The 16,255-nt window shown below is 67.1% G+C and carries 18 protein-coding genes; 11 read left to right on the plus strand and 7 right to left on the minus strand.

The window, feature by feature from the left end:
- Positions 1–99: 99 nt before the first annotated feature.
- Together AD89_RS19215 and AD89_RS0104420 are read right to left on the minus strand one after the other, a co-directional pair.
- On the minus strand, positions 100–1,065 hold the full coding sequence (locus tag AD89_RS19215) for a diacylglycerol/lipid kinase family protein (RefSeq protein ID WP_025777401.1): 966 nt from the start codon (positions 1,063–1,065) through the stop codon (positions 100–102).
- Positions 1,062–2,090 carry an FAD-binding oxidoreductase gene (locus AD89_RS0104420; protein WP_025777402.1) on the minus strand — a complete coding sequence of 343 codons (1,029 nt, stop codon included), beginning with the start codon at positions 2,088–2,090 and terminating at the stop codon, positions 1,062–1,064. Before AD89_RS0104420 ends, AD89_RS19215 begins: the two co-directional genes overlap by 4 nt.
- A 16-nt stretch (positions 2,091–2,106) precedes the next feature.
- Between AD89_RS0104420 and vapB the strand changes: the two genes are divergently transcribed.
- Together vapB and AD89_RS0104430 are read left to right on the plus strand one after the other, a co-directional pair.
- Positions 2,107–2,316, plus strand: coding sequence for a type II toxin-antitoxin system VapB family antitoxin (gene vapB, locus AD89_RS0104425; RefSeq protein WP_025777403.1), 210 nt, complete (start codon positions 2,107–2,109; stop codon positions 2,314–2,316).
- Positions 2,313–2,720 (plus strand): PIN domain nuclease, encoded by a 408-nt coding sequence (locus AD89_RS0104430; RefSeq protein ID WP_035319911.1) that lies wholly within the window; start codon positions 2,313–2,315, stop codon positions 2,718–2,720. The genes vapB and AD89_RS0104430 overlap by 4 nt, the downstream gene beginning before the upstream one ends.
- Before the next feature lie 22 nt (positions 2,721–2,742).
- Here the strand turns inward: AD89_RS0104430 and AD89_RS0104435 are convergent, their stop codons facing one another.
- The 3 genes from AD89_RS0104435 to paaI all read right to left on the minus strand — a co-directional run bounded on the left by AD89_RS0104435 (position 2,743) and on the right by paaI (position 5,565).
- Entirely contained in the window at positions 2,743–3,444 is a 702-nt protein-coding gene (locus tag AD89_RS0104435) for a TetR/AcrR family transcriptional regulator (protein ID WP_035319913.1), read from the minus strand.
- Positions 3,445–3,582: 138 nt separating this feature from the next.
- Positions 3,583–4,878, minus strand: a complete 1,296-nt coding sequence (locus AD89_RS0104440) for an AMP-binding protein (RefSeq protein ID WP_025777406.1) — start codon at positions 4,876–4,878, stop codon at positions 3,583–3,585.
- A 159-nt stretch (positions 4,879–5,037) separates the two neighbouring features.
- Positions 5,038–5,565, minus strand: coding sequence for a hydroxyphenylacetyl-CoA thioesterase PaaI (gene paaI, locus AD89_RS18095; protein ID WP_025777407.1), 528 nt, complete (start codon positions 5,563–5,565; stop codon positions 5,038–5,040).
- 547 nt (positions 5,566–6,112) lie between these two features.
- On the opposite strand from paaI, the gene paaA reads away from it, so the two are divergent.
- The 9 genes from paaA to AD89_RS0104490 all read left to right on the plus strand — a co-directional run bounded on the left by paaA (position 6,113) and on the right by AD89_RS0104490 (position 13,925).
- Entirely contained in the window at positions 6,113–7,132 is a 1,020-nt protein-coding gene (gene paaA / locus AD89_RS0104450) for a 1,2-phenylacetyl-CoA epoxidase subunit PaaA (protein WP_025777408.1), read from the plus strand.
- Positions 7,129–7,470, plus strand: coding sequence for a 1,2-phenylacetyl-CoA epoxidase subunit PaaB (paaB, locus tag AD89_RS18100; RefSeq protein WP_025777409.1), 342 nt, complete (start codon positions 7,129–7,131; stop codon positions 7,468–7,470). The genes paaA and paaB overlap by 4 nt, the downstream gene beginning before the upstream one ends.
- A 13-nt stretch (positions 7,471–7,483) precedes the next feature.
- A complete protein-coding gene (gene paaC, locus AD89_RS0104460; RefSeq protein WP_025777410.1) occupies positions 7,484–8,464 on the plus strand; it encodes a 1,2-phenylacetyl-CoA epoxidase subunit PaaC in 981 nt (326 codons plus the stop codon).
- A 5-nt stretch (positions 8,465–8,469) separates the two neighbouring features.
- The gene (gene paaD / locus AD89_RS0104465) at positions 8,470–9,033 is read left to right on the plus strand and encodes a 1,2-phenylacetyl-CoA epoxidase subunit PaaD (RefSeq protein ID WP_081770340.1); all 564 of its coding nucleotides are present in this window, start codon (positions 8,470–8,472) and stop codon (positions 9,031–9,033) included.
- Positions 9,033–10,151 (plus strand): 1,2-phenylacetyl-CoA epoxidase subunit PaaE, encoded by a 1,119-nt coding sequence (gene paaE / locus AD89_RS0104470; protein ID WP_025777412.1) that lies wholly within the window; start codon positions 9,033–9,035, stop codon positions 10,149–10,151. Before paaD ends, paaE begins: the two co-directional genes overlap by 1 nt.
- A gap of 106 nt (positions 10,152–10,257) precedes the next feature.
- The gene (locus AD89_RS0104475) at positions 10,258–11,421 is read left to right on the plus strand and encodes a thiolase family protein (protein ID WP_025777413.1); all 1,164 of its coding nucleotides are present in this window, start codon (positions 10,258–10,260) and stop codon (positions 11,419–11,421) included.
- A gap of 77 nt (positions 11,422–11,498) precedes the next feature.
- Positions 11,499–12,248 (plus strand): enoyl-CoA hydratase/isomerase family protein, encoded by a 750-nt coding sequence (locus AD89_RS0104480; protein ID WP_051505055.1) that lies wholly within the window; start codon positions 11,499–11,501, stop codon positions 12,246–12,248.
- Positions 12,245–13,114: a 3-hydroxyacyl-CoA dehydrogenase family protein gene (locus tag AD89_RS0104485; protein WP_025777415.1), complete on the plus strand. Its 870-nt coding sequence runs from the start codon at positions 12,245–12,247 to the stop codon at positions 13,112–13,114. Before AD89_RS0104480 ends, AD89_RS0104485 begins: the two co-directional genes overlap by 4 nt.
- Before the next feature lie 34 nt (positions 13,115–13,148).
- Positions 13,149–13,925, plus strand: coding sequence for an enoyl-CoA hydratase/isomerase family protein (locus AD89_RS0104490; protein WP_025777416.1), 777 nt, complete (start codon positions 13,149–13,151; stop codon positions 13,923–13,925).
- An 18-nt stretch (positions 13,926–13,943) separates the two neighbouring features.
- On the opposite strand, the gene AD89_RS18105 is transcribed toward AD89_RS0104490, so the two are convergent.
- Positions 13,944–14,717, minus strand: a complete 774-nt coding sequence (locus AD89_RS18105) for a TVP38/TMEM64 family protein (RefSeq protein ID WP_025777417.1) — start codon at positions 14,715–14,717, stop codon at positions 13,944–13,946.
- Between the two features lie 45 nt (positions 14,718–14,762).
- Positions 14,763–16,145, minus strand: a complete 1,383-nt coding sequence (locus tag AD89_RS18110; RefSeq protein WP_197021713.1) for a S1C family serine protease — start codon at positions 16,143–16,145, stop codon at positions 14,763–14,765.
- Between the last annotated feature and the right edge of the window lie 110 nt (positions 16,146–16,255).

A 16,255-nucleotide genomic window follows, 5' to 3' on the forward strand; every position in this document is an offset into this window, starting at 1 on the left:
GAGCAGTTCGACCGCACGGAACGTCCGGGACTGGGCCTTCTCGCTGTGCTGAGTGTTCCCGCGGCGGATGACTGCCGCCGGAACCTTGGGCGACCCGAATCACCGGTCGTGGGGAACGCGGACCTTGAGGGATGACGGGCGGATCGTCACTGTTGCCGGGGTCTGCGCGACCGCGTCGCCGTCGGCGACGATCTCGACCGGCGCGGCCCCGGCGGGGGTGTCGATCTTCACCTCCCGCGCGTGGGCGAAGTGGATATGCGGATGCCGGTCGTGCTTGCCGGACATGAACGCGACGAGCTCGATGGCGAGCCTCGGCAGCCACGCCTCCTTGAGGAGGACGACGTCGATGAGTCCGTCGTCGATCGCCGCCTCGGGGGAGAGTGTGAGTCCGCCCCCGTAGCGGCCGGAATTCGCGAACCCCGCGGTCAGGCCCCGGAAGTCGAGGCGCTGTCCGTCGACGGTCAGCTCGAGGTCGATGCTCCTCGGCGGCAGGATCGCACGCAGGATCCCGTACAGGTACACCCAATGGCCCCGGACGACCCTGGTCGAGTTCGCATGCCGCTGGACGGTCGAATCGAGGCCGAGGCAGACGTTGCCGAGGCTGATCGTGCCGTCGAGATCGAGCACGTCGATGGCACGATCGGTTCCGTTCGCGATGGTGGCCACGGCCTCTTCGACGCCTTTCGGGATGCCGAGTTTGCCGCTGAGGTCATTGCCGCGCCCACCGGCGATGACGCCCAGTGATGTTGCGGTGTCGACGAGCCCCGCGGCCACTGTGCGTGCCATCCCGTCCCCGCCGAGTGCGCCGACGACCGTGGCGCCCTCGGCGGCGCACTCTGCGGTGAGCTTCTTCGCGTGGTCGGCGCTCGTGCTTCTGACAAGCCGCGCCTCGAGGCCGTGTGCTGCGAAGGCGTGGACGAGCGGATCGATGCGTCTGAGCACCGCTCCGCGCCGTGCCGTGGGATTGAGGATCACGGGCACGACCGCCGGGTCGGCGACCGGCCGTGCAGAGCCCCGGTCTGTGGAATCCGTGCCGAAGTCGCCCTTGTCGTCGATGCCGCTCACAGTCGTTCCGGTCCGTTCATCAGCTTGCCGGGATTCATGATGCCGGTCGGGTCGACCTCGGCCTTGGCCGCACGCAGCATCCGCAGCCACATCTGACCGGCCTCTGCCGGCAGCCACGGAGCGTGATCGGTGCCGACGGCATGGTGATGGGTGATCGTTCCGCCGCCTGCCATGATGGCGTCGCTGGCCGCGGACTTCAGCGCCTTCCATTGGGCGATCTCCGCCCCGACCTCCTGCTTGGCGAAGACCGTGTAATACAGCGAACAGCCGGTGGCGTAGAGATGCGAGACGTGGCAGAGCACGAATGCAGGAGTGCCGCGCTCGACCATCGCTGTCTCGATTCCGGCGGTGATCGTGCCGTGGAGGTCATTCACCTTCGACCACGGGGTCGAGGTCTCCATCGTTTCGACGATCATGCCCTCACGCAGCAGCTGATCCCGCAGGTACGGAGTCGAGAAGCGGTGCTTCTCCCACGAGGTCTCCGGAACCGCGCCGAGGTTGACGCCCTTGTGCCGACGCACGATCGAACGGCCCTGGGACCGACGCGCACGCACATCGGAGGGGGTGCCGTCGTAGCGGACGATAAGGAGGCAGGGAGTCGTGAGGCCGCGGGCGCGCAGGTAAGCGAGAACGCCCTTGCGCTGCAGCTCGCTGCCGAGCTGCGCGAGACCGAACGCGGTCTCGTTGGCATCCGAGAGACGGGCGATGTCGAGGTGCAGTCCCGACTGCTCCATCTCTCGCAGTGCTGCGCTGCCCGAGGTGAAGTCCGGGAAGAACCAGGAGTCGCCCTGCACTGCCTTCGGCACGCGATGGATCCGCAGGGTCGCCTCGGTGATGATGCCCAGCGTCCCTTCGGAGCCGACGAAGAGCTGCCGCGGGTTCGGGCCGGCCGCCGTGGCCGGGGTGGTGGGCAGCTCGACGGGACCGTTCGGGGTCGAACAGCGCAGGCCGCAGACGTTCTCATCGATGCGGCCGTGGGTGATCCGTTCCCACTTCGCGGTTCGGATGATATCATTGGATATCAAATGGAGGTGATGCGAGATGACTGATGTGCTGATCCGAAACATTTCGGATGAGACGCTGTCGAGAGTCGATGCGATGGCTCGGCGCGCGGGGTTGTCTCGTGCTGAATATCTGCGGCGGACGATTGATCGGGAGGCGCTTCGCTCCGATGAAGCGGCGACTATCGAGGATCTGCGCAAATTCGATCGACTGGCAGATGAGCAGCATATGAGTGGGGCGTGGGGGTGAAGGGGCTCACGTGGCTCATTGACAAATCTGCGTTGGTTCGAGTCGGACGCAGCGGTGAGGCCGAGCAGTGGCTGGACCGGATCAACCGTGGTCTGGTCCAGATCTCAATCCCGACTCTGCTGGAAGTAGGGTATTCGGCGACGAGCCCAACAGACTGGTCCGCAGCCATCGAAACACCCCCGATTTCCCTGATGCCACTTGCAGGGATTACACCGGCGGTCGAGAGAAGAGCCATTGAGGTGCAGGGCATCCTGGCTGACCAGGGTCATCACCGCGCGCCATCGGTCCCAGATCTGCTTATTGCCGCGATCGGCGAGGTGAATGGCCTTGTTGTCCTGCATCAGGACAAGGATTTCGAGTTGATCGCTGAAATCACTGAGCAGGAGCTCGAGCGGATCGACTGAGCGCCCGGGGGAGGGCTGAGCCTCAGGCCTCCAGCCCCTGGAAGGCCATCGTCGTGACCGCCTCGGCGATGGTGTCGGGGTCGACGGGATAGCTGGGCCGGTACCACTCGGTGATCGAGTTGACCATGCCGAAGAGCAGGCGGGTGATGAGCCCGGGGGTGAAGTCCGAACGCAGGCCGCCCTCGGCGATGGCCGCCTCGACGAGAGCCCGGACCTTCGCATCGATCTTGCGGCGCGCCTCGAGGGCTTCGCGTTCCAAGGCTGAGTTTCCGCGCACGCGCAGCAGCAGAGTCACCGAATGGTGGTACTCGATGAGGATGACCACGCTGGCACGCACGGCCAGGCGCAGGCGTTCGAGTGCGGAGACGTTCTCACGCATACTCTCGGTCTCCACAGCGGAATCGAGCGCGCGGATGCCACGGCTGATCGCCAGATGCAGCAGCTCTTCCTTCGACGTCACGTGATGGTAGATCGCCGACTTCGTGATGCCGAGCTCACGGGCGACCGTGTCCATCGACGTGCCGTCGTAGCCGCGGGAGACGAAGACTTCGGTGGCCCTGTTGATGAGGGTCTCCCGGTCGTATCCGGGACGGCCGCGGCGGGAGCGTTTGGGGGCGGCCGCCGCGGCGGGAGTCGACGAGGACGTCGACGCGGTGGTCGTCGATTCGGCGGGCGACGTTGTCGAATCCGCGGCTGTCGACGCAGGTGAGGACGATTCGGGCATGCGCATCAGTCTAATCGGCCACCTCGGTGAGTGCCCTCTCGAACGTCAAGAGAGGCGGAGCCACGCGCCACGGCCGGGGCCGCGCCGGTGAACCCACCGGCAGGAACCCCTGCTGTGACACGCGCCGTCGCCGTCAACTCAGCGCACACCTTCGCGGCGGTCGATGATGCGCTTCATCTTGCCGACCGAACGCGGCAGGTCGCCGGGCAGCTTGATGTCGATGGTGCAGGAGACGCCGAGGCGCTCCTTGATGCGGGCAGCCACAAGCTTGTCGAGACCGTCGAGTTCGACGGCGCCGACGCCTTCGCGGGCCTCGACCTCGACGGTCATCTCGTCCATCCGACCCGGGCGGGTGAGGACGAGCTGGAAGTGCGGGCTCAGCGGTGCGAACTCGAAGAGCACGGTCTCGACGTTCGCGGGGTAGACGTTGACGCCGCGGATGATCATGAGGTCATCGGAACGGCCGGTGATGCGCGAGATGCGGCGGAAGTTCGGGCGAGCGGTGCCCGGCAGCAGGGTCGCCAGATCGTGCGTACGGTAGCGGATGATCGGCAGCGCTTCCTTCGTCAGCGAGGTGAAGACGAGTTCGCCCTCCTGCCCGTCGGGCAGCACCTCACCGGTGAAGGGGTCGACGATCTCCGGGTAGAAGTGGTCCTCCCAGATCGTCGGGCCGTCCTTCGTCACCGCGGACTCGCAGGCCACGCCCGGTCCCATGACCTCGGAGAGGCCGTAGATGTCGACGGCGTTGATGTTGAAGGAGCTCTCGATCTCCTTGCGCATCTCGTCCGTCCACGGCTCGGCACCGCAGATCGCGGTCTTCAGGCTCGTCGAGGTCGGGTCGATGCCCTGCTTGTGGAATTCGTCGAGGATCGTGAGCAGATAGGTCGGGGTGGCCGTGATGATGTCCGGCTTGAAGTCCTGGATGAGCTGCACCTGGCGCGGGGTCTGACCGCCGGAGATCGGGACGACCGTGAAGCCGTGGCGCTCGGCACCGTGGACGCCCAGACCGCCGGTGAACAGGCCGTATCCGTAGGCGTTGTGCATCATCTGTCCGCGCTTGCCGCCGGCACCGAGGATGGACCGCGCGATGAGGCTGCCCCACCGATCGAGATCGCCCATCGTGTACCCCACGACCGTCGGCAGACCCGTCGTTCCCGAGGAGGCGTGGATGCGCGCGACCTGCTCCTGCGGGACGGCGAAGAGCCCGAACGGGTAGTTGTCGCGCAGGTCCTGCTTGGTCGTGAACGGCAGCTTCGCAATGTCATCGAGGCTCGTGATGTCGGCGGGAGTCACGCCGAGCTCGTCGAAGGCCTTCCGGTAGAACGGCACCCGTTCGTACACCGCGGTCACCGTGGTCTTGAGGTTTGTCAGCTGGTCGGCGCGCAGCTCGTCCAGGCTCATCCGTTCGCCGGCGTCGAGGTCGGTCTCAGTCATCATCGTCTCCTTGCGAATCTCTTCTGTGTGTCAGATCCAAAGACCGCCGAGGTGGTCCACCGTTCTTCGGTGTCCGGTCGTCGACGGGTGGTTCGGTGGGGGTGGTCCGGCTCGGCGGGGAGCCGGTCGCGGGTCGGGAGGTCGGGCGGTCGGCCAGGTCTACTTGCGGGCGGGCAGCGTGCGCGAGCGACCGCGGTAGGTGGCGATGATCTCGTCGCCGCGGGTGACCGTGACGTCGTAGATGCCCGAGCGTCCCTGCTTGATGACCTCATGGCCGCGAGCGACGAGTTCGTCACCGAGGTGTGTGGGTTTGAGGAAGTCGATGTCTCCGCCGGAGGCGACCGTGATCGAACCGGGATAGTTGCAGGCCATCGCGAAGGTCGTGTCGGCGAAGAGGAAGATGTAGCCGCCGTGCGTGATGTCATGGCCGTTGGTCATGATCTCGGTGACCGTCATCGAGCACTGCGCCCACCCGGGACCGTGGTCATCGACGGTGATGCCCAAGTGCTGGGACGCTCGGTCATTGGCGAACATCGCGGCCGCACCGGTGAGCTCAGGTGAGGACTTCGTGGTCTCTGGGACCGGGGAGGACGCCTCGGTGGGGGACTCGGGGGCCGCCTCGGTGGGGGTGGGGTCGTTCGGGGTCTGCGACTCCGCGGTCGTCGTATCGTGGGCGGGCTGCCCCATGGTCGGCTCCTCCTCGAGTCGCGGGTTCGGGCGCCGGTGCACGAGGAGCGCCTGCGCCGCTGTGTGTGGACGACGGTGAGAGTTCCCCGTGATTCCGGACGGTCAGCCCGTCGGGGAATAAACGACCATCTGGTCAATAAATATCGTGCCGATCGTCTTCGGTGTCAAGTCCCGCGGCGAATCGACCCGCGAGTTGCGCACGCATCGTCAAGCCCAGGCGGGAATAGGTCACTATCGGACAGCTGCCGAGAAATATAGGTCGCTCTCGGACATTCTCCGGCGCTGAAAGTATCCGATGCTGACCTGAATTCGGCGGGCGCCGCGCTGGGGGCGGCTCGGCGCGGCGGCGGGGCTGAGCGGCTCTTTCGCTTAGGTGGCATTGCGCCCGGGCGAGGGGTGTGCGACACTGGTGGCAACAATACAGAACAAATGGTCAGTAAATGGATGCCCCGGACCAGAGGGCCATACGATGGTCGGACCGATTCGAGGTCGGCAGCCGCTGACCGAGGCAGGTCCTGACAAGGGCACATCCAAGGGCGGAGTGGTCATGACAACTCAAGTGAACGACAACCGGTTCGACGAGGCGGCGCTGCAGGAGCAGTTCGACGCCACGATCGAGGCCAAGGATCGGATCGAACCCCGGGACTGGATGCCCGAGGCCTACCGCAAGACGCTCATCCGCCAGGTCGCGCAGCACGCGCACTCGGAGATCATCGGCATGCAACCCGAAGGCAACTGGATCTCCCGCGCACCTTCCCTGCGGCGCAAGGCGATCCTGCTGGCGAAGGTCCAGGACGAAGCCGGACACGGCCTCTACCTCTATTCGGCCGCCGAAACCCTGGGCGCCACACGCAACGAGCTCACCGAGAAGCTCGTCGCCGGCAAGCAGAAGTACTCCTCGATCTTCAACTACCCGACCCTGTCCTACACCGATGTCGGCACGATCGGCTGGCTCGTCGACGGGGCGGCCATCTGCAACCAGGTGCCGCTGTGCCGGACCTCCTTCGGCCCCTACGGCCGTGCGATGATCCGCATCTGCAAGGAAGAGTCCTTCCACCAGCGCCAGGGCTACGAGCTGCTGATGACGATGATGCGCGGCACCGACGCCCAGCGCGAGATGGTCCAGGAATCGGTCAACCGCTTCTGGTGGCCGGCGCTGATGATGTTCGGTCCTCCCGACGACAACTCCCCGAACACCGAGCAGTCGATGGCCTGGGGCATCAAGACCCACACCAACGATGAGCTGCGCCAGAAGTTCGTCGACATGTCCGTCCCGCAGGCAGAAGCCCTCGGCGTGACGTTCCCCGATGAGTTCCTCAAGTGGAACGAAGAGCGCGGACACTACGACTTCTCCACCCCGAACTGGGACGAGTTCTGGGACGTCGTCAAGGGCAATGGCCCCTGCAACACTCAGCGAATCGCCCATCGTAAGCGCGCCTGGGACGAGGGGGCGTGGGTGCGCGAAGCCGCGCTCGCCTTCGCCGAGAACCAGACCGCCGAGGCGGCGGCTGACGAGACTCCTGCCGCCGGAGTCGACACCACCACGCCTGAGGAGGCAGCGAAATGACCGAGACCAACCCCGGCCCCACCTCGGCGAAGGACAATTCGACTGCGGGCTCGACCCGCGGAGAATGGCCGCTGTACGAGGTCTTCGTGCGCGGCAAGCGCGGACTCAACCACGTCCACGTCGGATCCCTGCACGCCGCCGACGATCAGATGGCCGTCCACCACGCCCGCGACGTCTACACCCGACGCAACGAAGGCGTGAGCATCTGGGTCGTCCGCGCCTCCGACATCACGGCCTCGAGCCCGGACGAGAAGGACCCGATGTTCGCCCCCAGCGGCGACAAGGTCTACCGCCACCCGACCTTCTACGACATCCCCTCCGATGTCCCCCATATGTGAGAAGGGGCGAGAGATGACTGCGAACAACGAACCCACCATCCACGTCGAACACGACGAAGCCGGCACGAACGTCGACCACGGCGACCACGACAACGCGTACTCCGGACTGCTCGTCAACGACGCGAACTGGGCCTTCGGCACCGACTTCGAAGACCCCCTGGCCGGCGTCGACACGACCGTGCCCGACGGTGTCGATGCTAAGGACCTCGGGGCGTACTGCCTCATGCTCGGCGATGACGCGCTCGTCTTCAGCCAGCGGATCTCCGAATGGTGCTCGAACGCCCCGGACCTCGAAGAGGACATCGCGCTGGCGAACATCGCCCTCGACCTCCTCGGTCAGGCCCGTCTCCTGCTCGCCCGCGCCGCAGCGGCCGATCCGCAGCTCGTGCCCGAACTGCCCGCCGGCTCCCCGGTGCCCGATGAGGACCGGCTCGCGTACTTCCGCAACGACCTGGGCTTCCGCAATGTCCGCCTGGCCGAGGTGCCGGGCGGCGACTTCGCCGAGGCGGTCGCGAAGATCCTCATCTACTCCACCTGGCGCCTGTCGATCTTCGAACGCCTCACAGGCAGCCGCGACACCGTGCTCGCGGCCATCGCGGCCAAGGGTGTGAAGGAGATGTCCTACCACCGCGACTTCGCCGGACGCTGGGTCGTGACCCTGGCCCGCGGCACCGAGGAATCGCGATCCCGCCTGGTCACCGCACTGAACGGCCTGTGGCCGCTGTGGTCCGAACTCTTCGAGACCCACCCGGTCGAGACTGCCGTGGCCGAAGCCGGAATCGGCGTCGACCCCGCGAGCGTGGCCGATGAGGCATCTGTCATCCTCGACCAGGTGTTCGCCGCGGCCGGAATCGACCGGCCCGAACGCGGCGGTCTGGCCGGAGTCGGCGTCCACGGCGGCAAGGGCCGCGACGGACTCCACACCGAGGCCCTGTCGAAGCTGCTCGCCGAGATGCAGGTCGTCGCCCGCGAGCACCCGGAGGGGCAGTGGTGACCGCCATGCTCGAGACCCACCCGACCGACACCCGCCCGGAAGGCACCACCGACACCGCACCAGTCACCGACGCCGAGGCGATCGACCGTGCCTGGGCCGCCGCCGAACGCGTGACCGACCCCGAGATGCCGATGCTCACCCTCCTCGATCTCGGAGTGCTGCGCGACGTCACGATCGAGAACGGCCACGTCGTCACCACCATCACTCCCACCTATTCGGGCTGCCCGGCGATGGCGACGATGCGCGATGACCTGCAGCGCGAACTCCTCGAGGCCGGATTCCCCGATGCCGAGGTGCGCGTGTCCCTGACCCCCGCGTGGACGAGCGACTGGATCACCGAACGCGGCAGACAAGCACTCAAGGACGCCGGAATCTCCCCACCCGGAACCGCCCCCGTCCGCACCGGTCCCGTGGCGCTGACCCTCATGCCCACCCGCCGCGCCGTGACCTGCGTGCTGTGCGGATCGGACAACGTCCGCCTGTCCTCGGAGTTCGGCGCGACCGCGTGCAAGGCGATGTACCAGTGCAACGACTGCCTCGAACCGTTCGACCATGTGAAGGAGATCTGATGACTCAGACGATCGATCACACCGCCGAGGCGGCCCCCGCCACCGAGCCTGCCGACGGATTCTCCCGGTCGGCCTTCTACCCGCTGACCGTGAAGTCCGTCGACCACCTCACCGAGGATTCGGCCGCCGTGACCTTCGACGTGCCGGCCGAATACAGCGAACTCTTCGACTTCGCGGCAGGACAGTCCCTGACCCTGCGCCGCATCATCGACGGCGCCGAGCACCGCCGCACCTATTCGATCTGCGCCCCGGCCGGAACCGCCCCGCGCATCGGTGTGCGCGAAGTCCCCGAAGGACTCTTCTCCCTGTGGCTGGTGCGCGAGGTCCGTCCCGGTGACGTCATCGAGGTGCAGCCTCCCTCGGGCAGCTTCCGCGCCGATGCCTCCGCCGGCGGCAGGCACCTGTGCATCGCCGCAGGCTCGGGAATCACCCCGATGCTCTCCATCGCCTCGACCGTCCTGTCGAACCCCGACGCCTCGGTGACTCTGCTCTACGGCAACCGGCACACGAACACCGTGATGTTCGCCGAGGAGCTCGCCGACCTCAAGGACGCCCGCAACCAGCAGCTCGACCTCGTCCACGTGCTCTCCCGCGAACCCCGCGATGTCGACCTCTTCTCCGGCCGTCTCGACGAGGAGAAGCTGCGGGACCTGCTCACCGCCATCGTCCCGATCGGCAGCATGGACCATGTGTGGCTGTGCGGTCCCTTCGGCATGCTCGAAGACGCCCGCAAGGTGCTCGCCGAATTCGACGTGCCGAAGGAGAGGATCCACTTCGAACTCTTCTACGTCGACGAACCGCCGCCGGAAGTCGTCCACGCGGACAAGGTCGTCGAGGGAGCCACCAGCGACGTCACGGTCATCCTCGACGGCAAACGGTCCACCTCGGCGATGTCGCAGGGCAAGACCATCCTCGACTCCGCACAGGAATCCCGGTCTGATCTGCCGTTCGCCTGCAAGGGCGGGGTGTGCGGAACCTGCCGCGCGAAGATCTGCGGCGGTGAGGTCAACATGGTCCGCAACTACGCTCTCGAGGACGCCGAGGTCGAGGCGAACTTCGTCCTCACCTGCCAGACGTTCCCCGTCAGCGACGAAGTCACCGTCGACTTCGACTCGTAAGCGGCCCGACCCCAAGCGTCCCGAACCCCAGCGGGCGCGGGCCCGCACACCAACGGGTGCAAGCCCGTACCATGTCACCTACCCGAACTCTTCAGCGAGGAGACCCATGCCCGAGGCATTCATTCTGGACGGACTGCGCACCCCCATCGGACGCTACGGGGGTGCTCTGGCCGACCAGCGGCCCGACGACCTCGTGGCTGCCACGATGAAGACCGTCGTCGAGCGGGCGGGCATCGACCCGACCGATATCGACGAGGTCATCCTCGGCTCGGCGAACCAGGCCGGCGAGGACAACCGGAACATCGCGCGCATGGCCGTACTCCTGGCCGGACTGCCCGAATCCGTGCCCGGGTTCACCGTCAACCGTCTCTGCGCCTCGGGGATGACCGCGATCACGACGGCCCGGGCGATGATCGCCGCCGGAGACGCCGAGGTGGTCGTGGCCGGCGGAGTCGAATCGATGACCCGTGCCCCATGGGTGAGCGAGAAGCCCTCGCGTGCGTGGTCGAAGCCGGGCCGGACCTGGGACACCTCCATCGGCTGGCGGTTCACGAACCCCGCCTTCGGTGAGGACGTGACCCTGTCGATGCCGCAGACGGCCGAACGCGTCGCCGAGAAGTGGCAGCTGAGCCGCGAAGCCCTCGACGAATTCGCCTTCCAGTCGCATCAGAAGGCGCTGGCCGCGCAGAAGGCCGGCAGCTTCGAGCCTGAGATCCTGCCCGTCGGCGAGGTCACCGCCGATGAGGGACCACGCGATTCGACGCTGGAGAAGCTCGGCAAGCTGCGTCCCATCCACGGACCCGGCGGGGTCATCACCGCCGGGAACTCCTCATCGCTCAATGACGGTGCCGCCGTCGTCGTGCTCGTATCCGAGGACTATGCGAACAAGCACGGACTGAGCCCGCGCGCCCGGGTCGTCGCCGGCGCCAATGCCGGTGTGTCCCCGGAGATCATGGGCATCGGCCCCGTCCCAGCGACCCGCAAGGTGCTCGAACGCACCGGCTGGGATGTCGGCGACCTCGAAGCCGTCGAACTCAACGAAGCCTTCGCCTCCCAGTCGCTGGCCTGCATGGGCGACCTCGGCCTCGACCCGGAGACCGTCAACGGATTCGGCGGAGCGATCGCTCTCGGCCACCCGCTGGGCTGCTCCGGGACCCGCATCACCCTGACCCTGCTCAACCGCTTGGAGCAGGCCGGGGCGACGAAGGGACTGGCGACCATGTGCGTGGGCGTCGGCCAGGGTTCGGCACTGCTGCTGGAGCGCGTGTGAGTGCCGGCGGCGTGAACGGCGGCGCCGGCGTGAACGATTCCGCCTCCCCGCTGCTCATCGAACGCCATTCCGACCGGATGGTCATCCGACTCAACCGGCCCGAGGTCCGCAACGCCATCGACCAGTCGATGGTCGATGCTCTCCACGCCGTGTGCGCCGAACTCGAGGCCGAACCGAAGGTTGCGATCCTCACCGGCACCTCCGGCATCTTCGCCGCCGGGGCCGACATCTCGCAGCTGCGCAATCGTCGCCGCGATGATGCCCTGGCCGGGATCAACTCGAAGATCTTCTCCCGCATCCAGGAGCTGCCGATGCCGGTCATCGCGCTGATCGACGGATTCGCCCTCGGCGGCGGAGCCGAGCTCGCCTTCGCCGCGGACTTCCGCATCGGCACCCCGTCGACGAAGATCGGCAACCCGGAGACCGGTCTGGGCATCCTCGCCGCAGCCGGAGCCGCGTGGCGCCTGCGCGAACTCGTCGGCGAACCCCGCGCCAAGGAGATCCTGCTGGCCGGACGGACCGTGCAGGCCGATGAAGCCAAAGCCATCGGTCTGCTCAATGACGTCGTCGACCCCGAGGACCTCGAACTCGCCGGTCAGGCGCTGGCCGATCGGATCGCGAGCTTCGCACCCCTGGCCGTGCGCCTGAGCAAGTCGGCGTTCCACGCCCCGAGAGAGGCGCATCCGCTCATCGACAATGTGGCCCAGGCGGTCCTGTTCGAAACAGACGAGAAGTTCGCCCGCATGGACGCGTTCCTGTCCAAACGCGAGGCCAAGAAGGCGAAGAAGGCCGCCGAACAGGCGGCGAAGGAAGGCGACAACACATGAGCGACACTACAGACACCCCCAACGAGGCGGCCGCTACCACCGCCCGTGTCCCTGATGTCGTCGGCGTCTACGGCGGCGGACGGATGGGTGCGGGAATCGCGCATGCCTTCGCCACCGCCGGAGCCCGCGTCATCGTCATCGAGAACACCGATGAGACCGTGGCAGCGGCCCGGGAGCGCATCGACGCATCGATCGAGAAATCGGCGTCCAAAGGCATCGAGGTGCCCGGAACCGTCATCGTCGACCGCGATCCGACCCTGCTCGACGAGGCCCTCCTCGTCGTCGAAGCCGTGCCCGAGATCGTCGAACTCAAGCAGGAGGTGCTCGCGACCATCGCGAAGCACGCTCCCGCCGCGAGCATCGGGACGAACACCTCGGCGCTGTCGATCGACGAGCTCGCCGCGGCCCTGCCGCGCCCGCAGGCGCTCATCGGGCTGCACTTCTTCAACCCGGTGCCCGTGTCCGAACTCGTCGAGGTCGTCGTCGGCACCTACACCGATCCGAAACTCGTCGACGTCGCCAAGGACTGGGTGACGGGACTGGGGAAGACGGCGATCACGGTGAAGGACTCGCCGGGATTCGCCTCCTCCCGCCTCGGCGTGGCTCTCGCTCTGGAGGCGATGCGGATGGTCGAAGACGGCGTCGCCAGTGCCGAAGACATCGACCGGGCCATGACTCTGGGCTACCGGCATCCGGCCGGGCCGCTGAGGACGACGGACATCGTCGGCCTCGATGTGCGCCTCGGCATCGCCGAGCACCTCGCCGAAGAGATCGGCGAGCGTTTCACACCCCCGCAGATACTGACGGACAAGGTCGCCGCGGGCGAACTCGGCCGCAAGTCCGGGCAGGGTTTCTACACCTGGTGACATTCCCGCAACACGGACACGCAAAGGAGCATCCATGACCGAGATCCAGCTGAAGAACCGCGGCCCGATCGCCGAGATCGTCCTCGACGGACCCGAGTCCCGCAACGCCCTCGACGCGGACAACCTGCGCGATATCGCCGCCGCCGTGGCCAAGGTCGCCGAGGCGGTCCCGAACGTCCGCGCGCTCGTCATCCGCGGGGAGGGCAAGGTCTTCTGCTCCGGCCGTGACATCGCGAACGTCGACGTCGAGACCGACGATGCCCACGCCTTCCTCGCCGAGATCTTCGCCCCCGTCTTCCAGGCGATCCGGGCGCTGCCGATCCCCGTGATCGCGCAGGTCCAGGGGGCGGCACTCGGGCTCGGGTACGGAGTGGCCGCGGCCGCCGACATCATCGTCGCCGCCGATGACGCGAAGTTCGGGTCCCCGTTCGCCGCGATCGGTGCGATGCTCGATTCCGGTGCCCACCATGTGTTCCTCGACCGGGTCGGCTACCACCGGACGATGGACCTCATCATCACCGGTGACTTCATGACCGGCGCCGAGGCGGCCGCCACCGGGATCGTCTCCCGTGCTGTCCCAGCAGCGGAACTGACCGACTTCGTCGAATCGAAGCTGGAGAAGATCGTCACCGGACCGGCCGAGGCCTTCGCCATGGAGAAGGGCTTCGTCCAGAAGCTCGCCGACGAACGCCCGAACCTCGCCGAGGTGCTGGCCCAAGAGGCAGCCCTGCAGGAATCGGCGCGGCAGACCCCGGACTATGCCGAAGGGTTCCGCGCGTTTCAGGAGCGTCGAAAGCCGAACTTCGAATGAGGTTCGGGCAGCGTCGGGTCAGGACTCCTGGGCCGGTGATGCGTCAGGACGGTCGTCCGTGGTGTGGTCGCTCGGGTGGTCTTCTGCATGGCTCGCCGACCGCCAGCGTTTGAGTGTGATGAGCGTGAGGACGATGACCAGCGCCCATGAGATGCCCACCACTGTCCCGGTGAGGACGCCGGGATCTCCGATGAACGCCCCGACGGCGACGAGGGAGAGCTGACCGGGCAGCGACGACACAGCGGTAGCGAAGAGGAACGTGCGGTTGTCGATGCCCAGTGCCCCGCTGCCGTAGTTGACCGGCCAATACGGGAGCCCTGGCAAGAGGCGCAGGGCGCACACTGCGTAGAACCCGCCGCCGGTGAGCTTGGATTCGATCGTCTCGGCATGGGAGCCGAGCAGCCGCAGCACGGTGTCCCGGCCGAGCGCCCGAGCGATCCAGTACCCGATCCAACAGCCCGCGACGACGCCGATCATCGACAGCAGGGTGCCGAAGCCGACGCCGAAGATCAGGCCGCCGGCAGTGGCCATGATCGTCACGGGAATCGGTGTGGCGGCGACGCCCATGTAGATGAGGATGAAGACGGCGAAGCCCCAGAATCCGGCTGCCGCGATGTCGTTCTGCAGCACATCGACCGAAGGCAGGCGGACGTTGAAGACCGCCCACACTCCTGCCAGCAGGGCGAGAGCGAGGGCGATATTGCGCAGGATCGTCGGCCAGTCGAGGCGCCCCCGGCCCAGCCGGGGGCGGGGCGACCGCTCTAAGGGCGAGGCGTCTTCGTGTCCGGGCATGGCCCGATCTTACGTCTCGCCCGCGGCGGTCGGGCAATCTCCGCGTCAGGCTGCGGGGCCCTCGGTCAGGGTCACCTCGGCGGTGTGGGACTGACCGTCGGTGCCTGTCCACGTCACGGACACGGTGTCTCCGGGCTTGTGCTCGGCGATGGCCTCGGACAACGAGTTGCCGTCGGTGACGTGGGTCGAGCCGATCGCAGTGATCGTGTCACCGGCGGTCAGTCCCGCCTCGGCGGCCGGAGTGTCCTCATAGACTCCCGCGACGACGGCACCTGCGGTCTGCGACGATGAGTTCGACTGTCCGTTCGGACTGCCGTCTCCCGGCTGGATCGACTGGCTGCCCTGACCAGACCGGCCCGACTGGCCGCTCTGCGAATCCTGCTGGACCCCGATGCCGAGGAACGCCGGATATCCGAGCGTGTTCGTGGCTGTCTGCTGTCCGTTGATGATCGATTCGGCGGTCGTCAGCGCCGACTCGATGGGAATGGCAAAGCCGGTGACCACGGCACTGCCGGAGGAAGCCGCGGTGTTCATGCCGACGACCTCGCCTTCGTCATCGAGCAGCGCACCGCCGGAATCCCCGGAGACGATATCGGCCTGGACCTGGATCATGTCATCGAGCGTCTCCGAATCCTCGGTGCCCTGCGCGGTGGTGGTGACCGAAGCGCCGAGGTCGGTGACCGAACCGTCGGCGGCCTGGAGCACTCCGCCGCCCTCGGAGTTGCCGACGGCGGTGACGTCGTCGCCGACCGAGACGGAGTCGTCGTCGATCGTCGCCGTCTGCAGGTCCGCGGCGTCCTTGAGCTTGAGCACGGCCACGTCCTGCGTCGAATCCGAACCGACGACGGAAGCCTCGTAGGTCTTGCCGGTCGTGGCGACGGTGACGGAGATCTTCGTCGAATCGGCGATGACGTGGTTGTTCGTCAGCACCAGACCGTCCTTGCTCAGCACCATGCCGGTGCCGGCCGCCTCGGCGTTCTCATAGCCGAGCTGGGTGTCGATGAGGACGACGCCGGTCGACTCCTCCGCACTCGCCGGACTGGCCTCCTGCTGGGACGAACCGTCACCGCCCTGCCCGGTGTCAGGCGACTGCGAGCCGCCGCCCGGCGTGGTGCCTTCGGAGTATCCGCCCTGGCTGCCTCCCTGGCCGCTGCTGCCTCCCTGCCTGGGGTCGGTCGGCTGCCCGGTGAATGGGATGGCCGACTGGGTGGTCCCGGCCGCGACCGTGCGGGCATGGCCGGCAGCAGCGGCCGACAGGCCGGCAGCCGATCCGATGCTCAGCGCCAGCGCCGCTGCCGCTCCGGTGACGGCCATGGCGAGTCGACGCCTGCGGGGGCGGGATCGGGTGACGGATGCTGCCGTCGTCTCGGTGCCGAATGCGTTCTCACCGTTGTACCCAGCGCCGGTCGCCATCTGTGCTGACCTCATGCGCTTCGACTCGTTCATGGTCGTGCCTTTCTGTGCTGAGTAGGAGTTCCTGATGACTCCTATTCAGCACCCGCACGCTGTGGCTAGGCTGTGGCGCGGCTGAGGCAAGG

This window comes from Brevibacterium sp. VCM10, from assembly GCF_000583215.1.
Taxonomy (GTDB): Bacteria; Actinomycetota; Actinomycetes; order Actinomycetales; family Brevibacteriaceae; genus Brevibacterium; species Brevibacterium linens.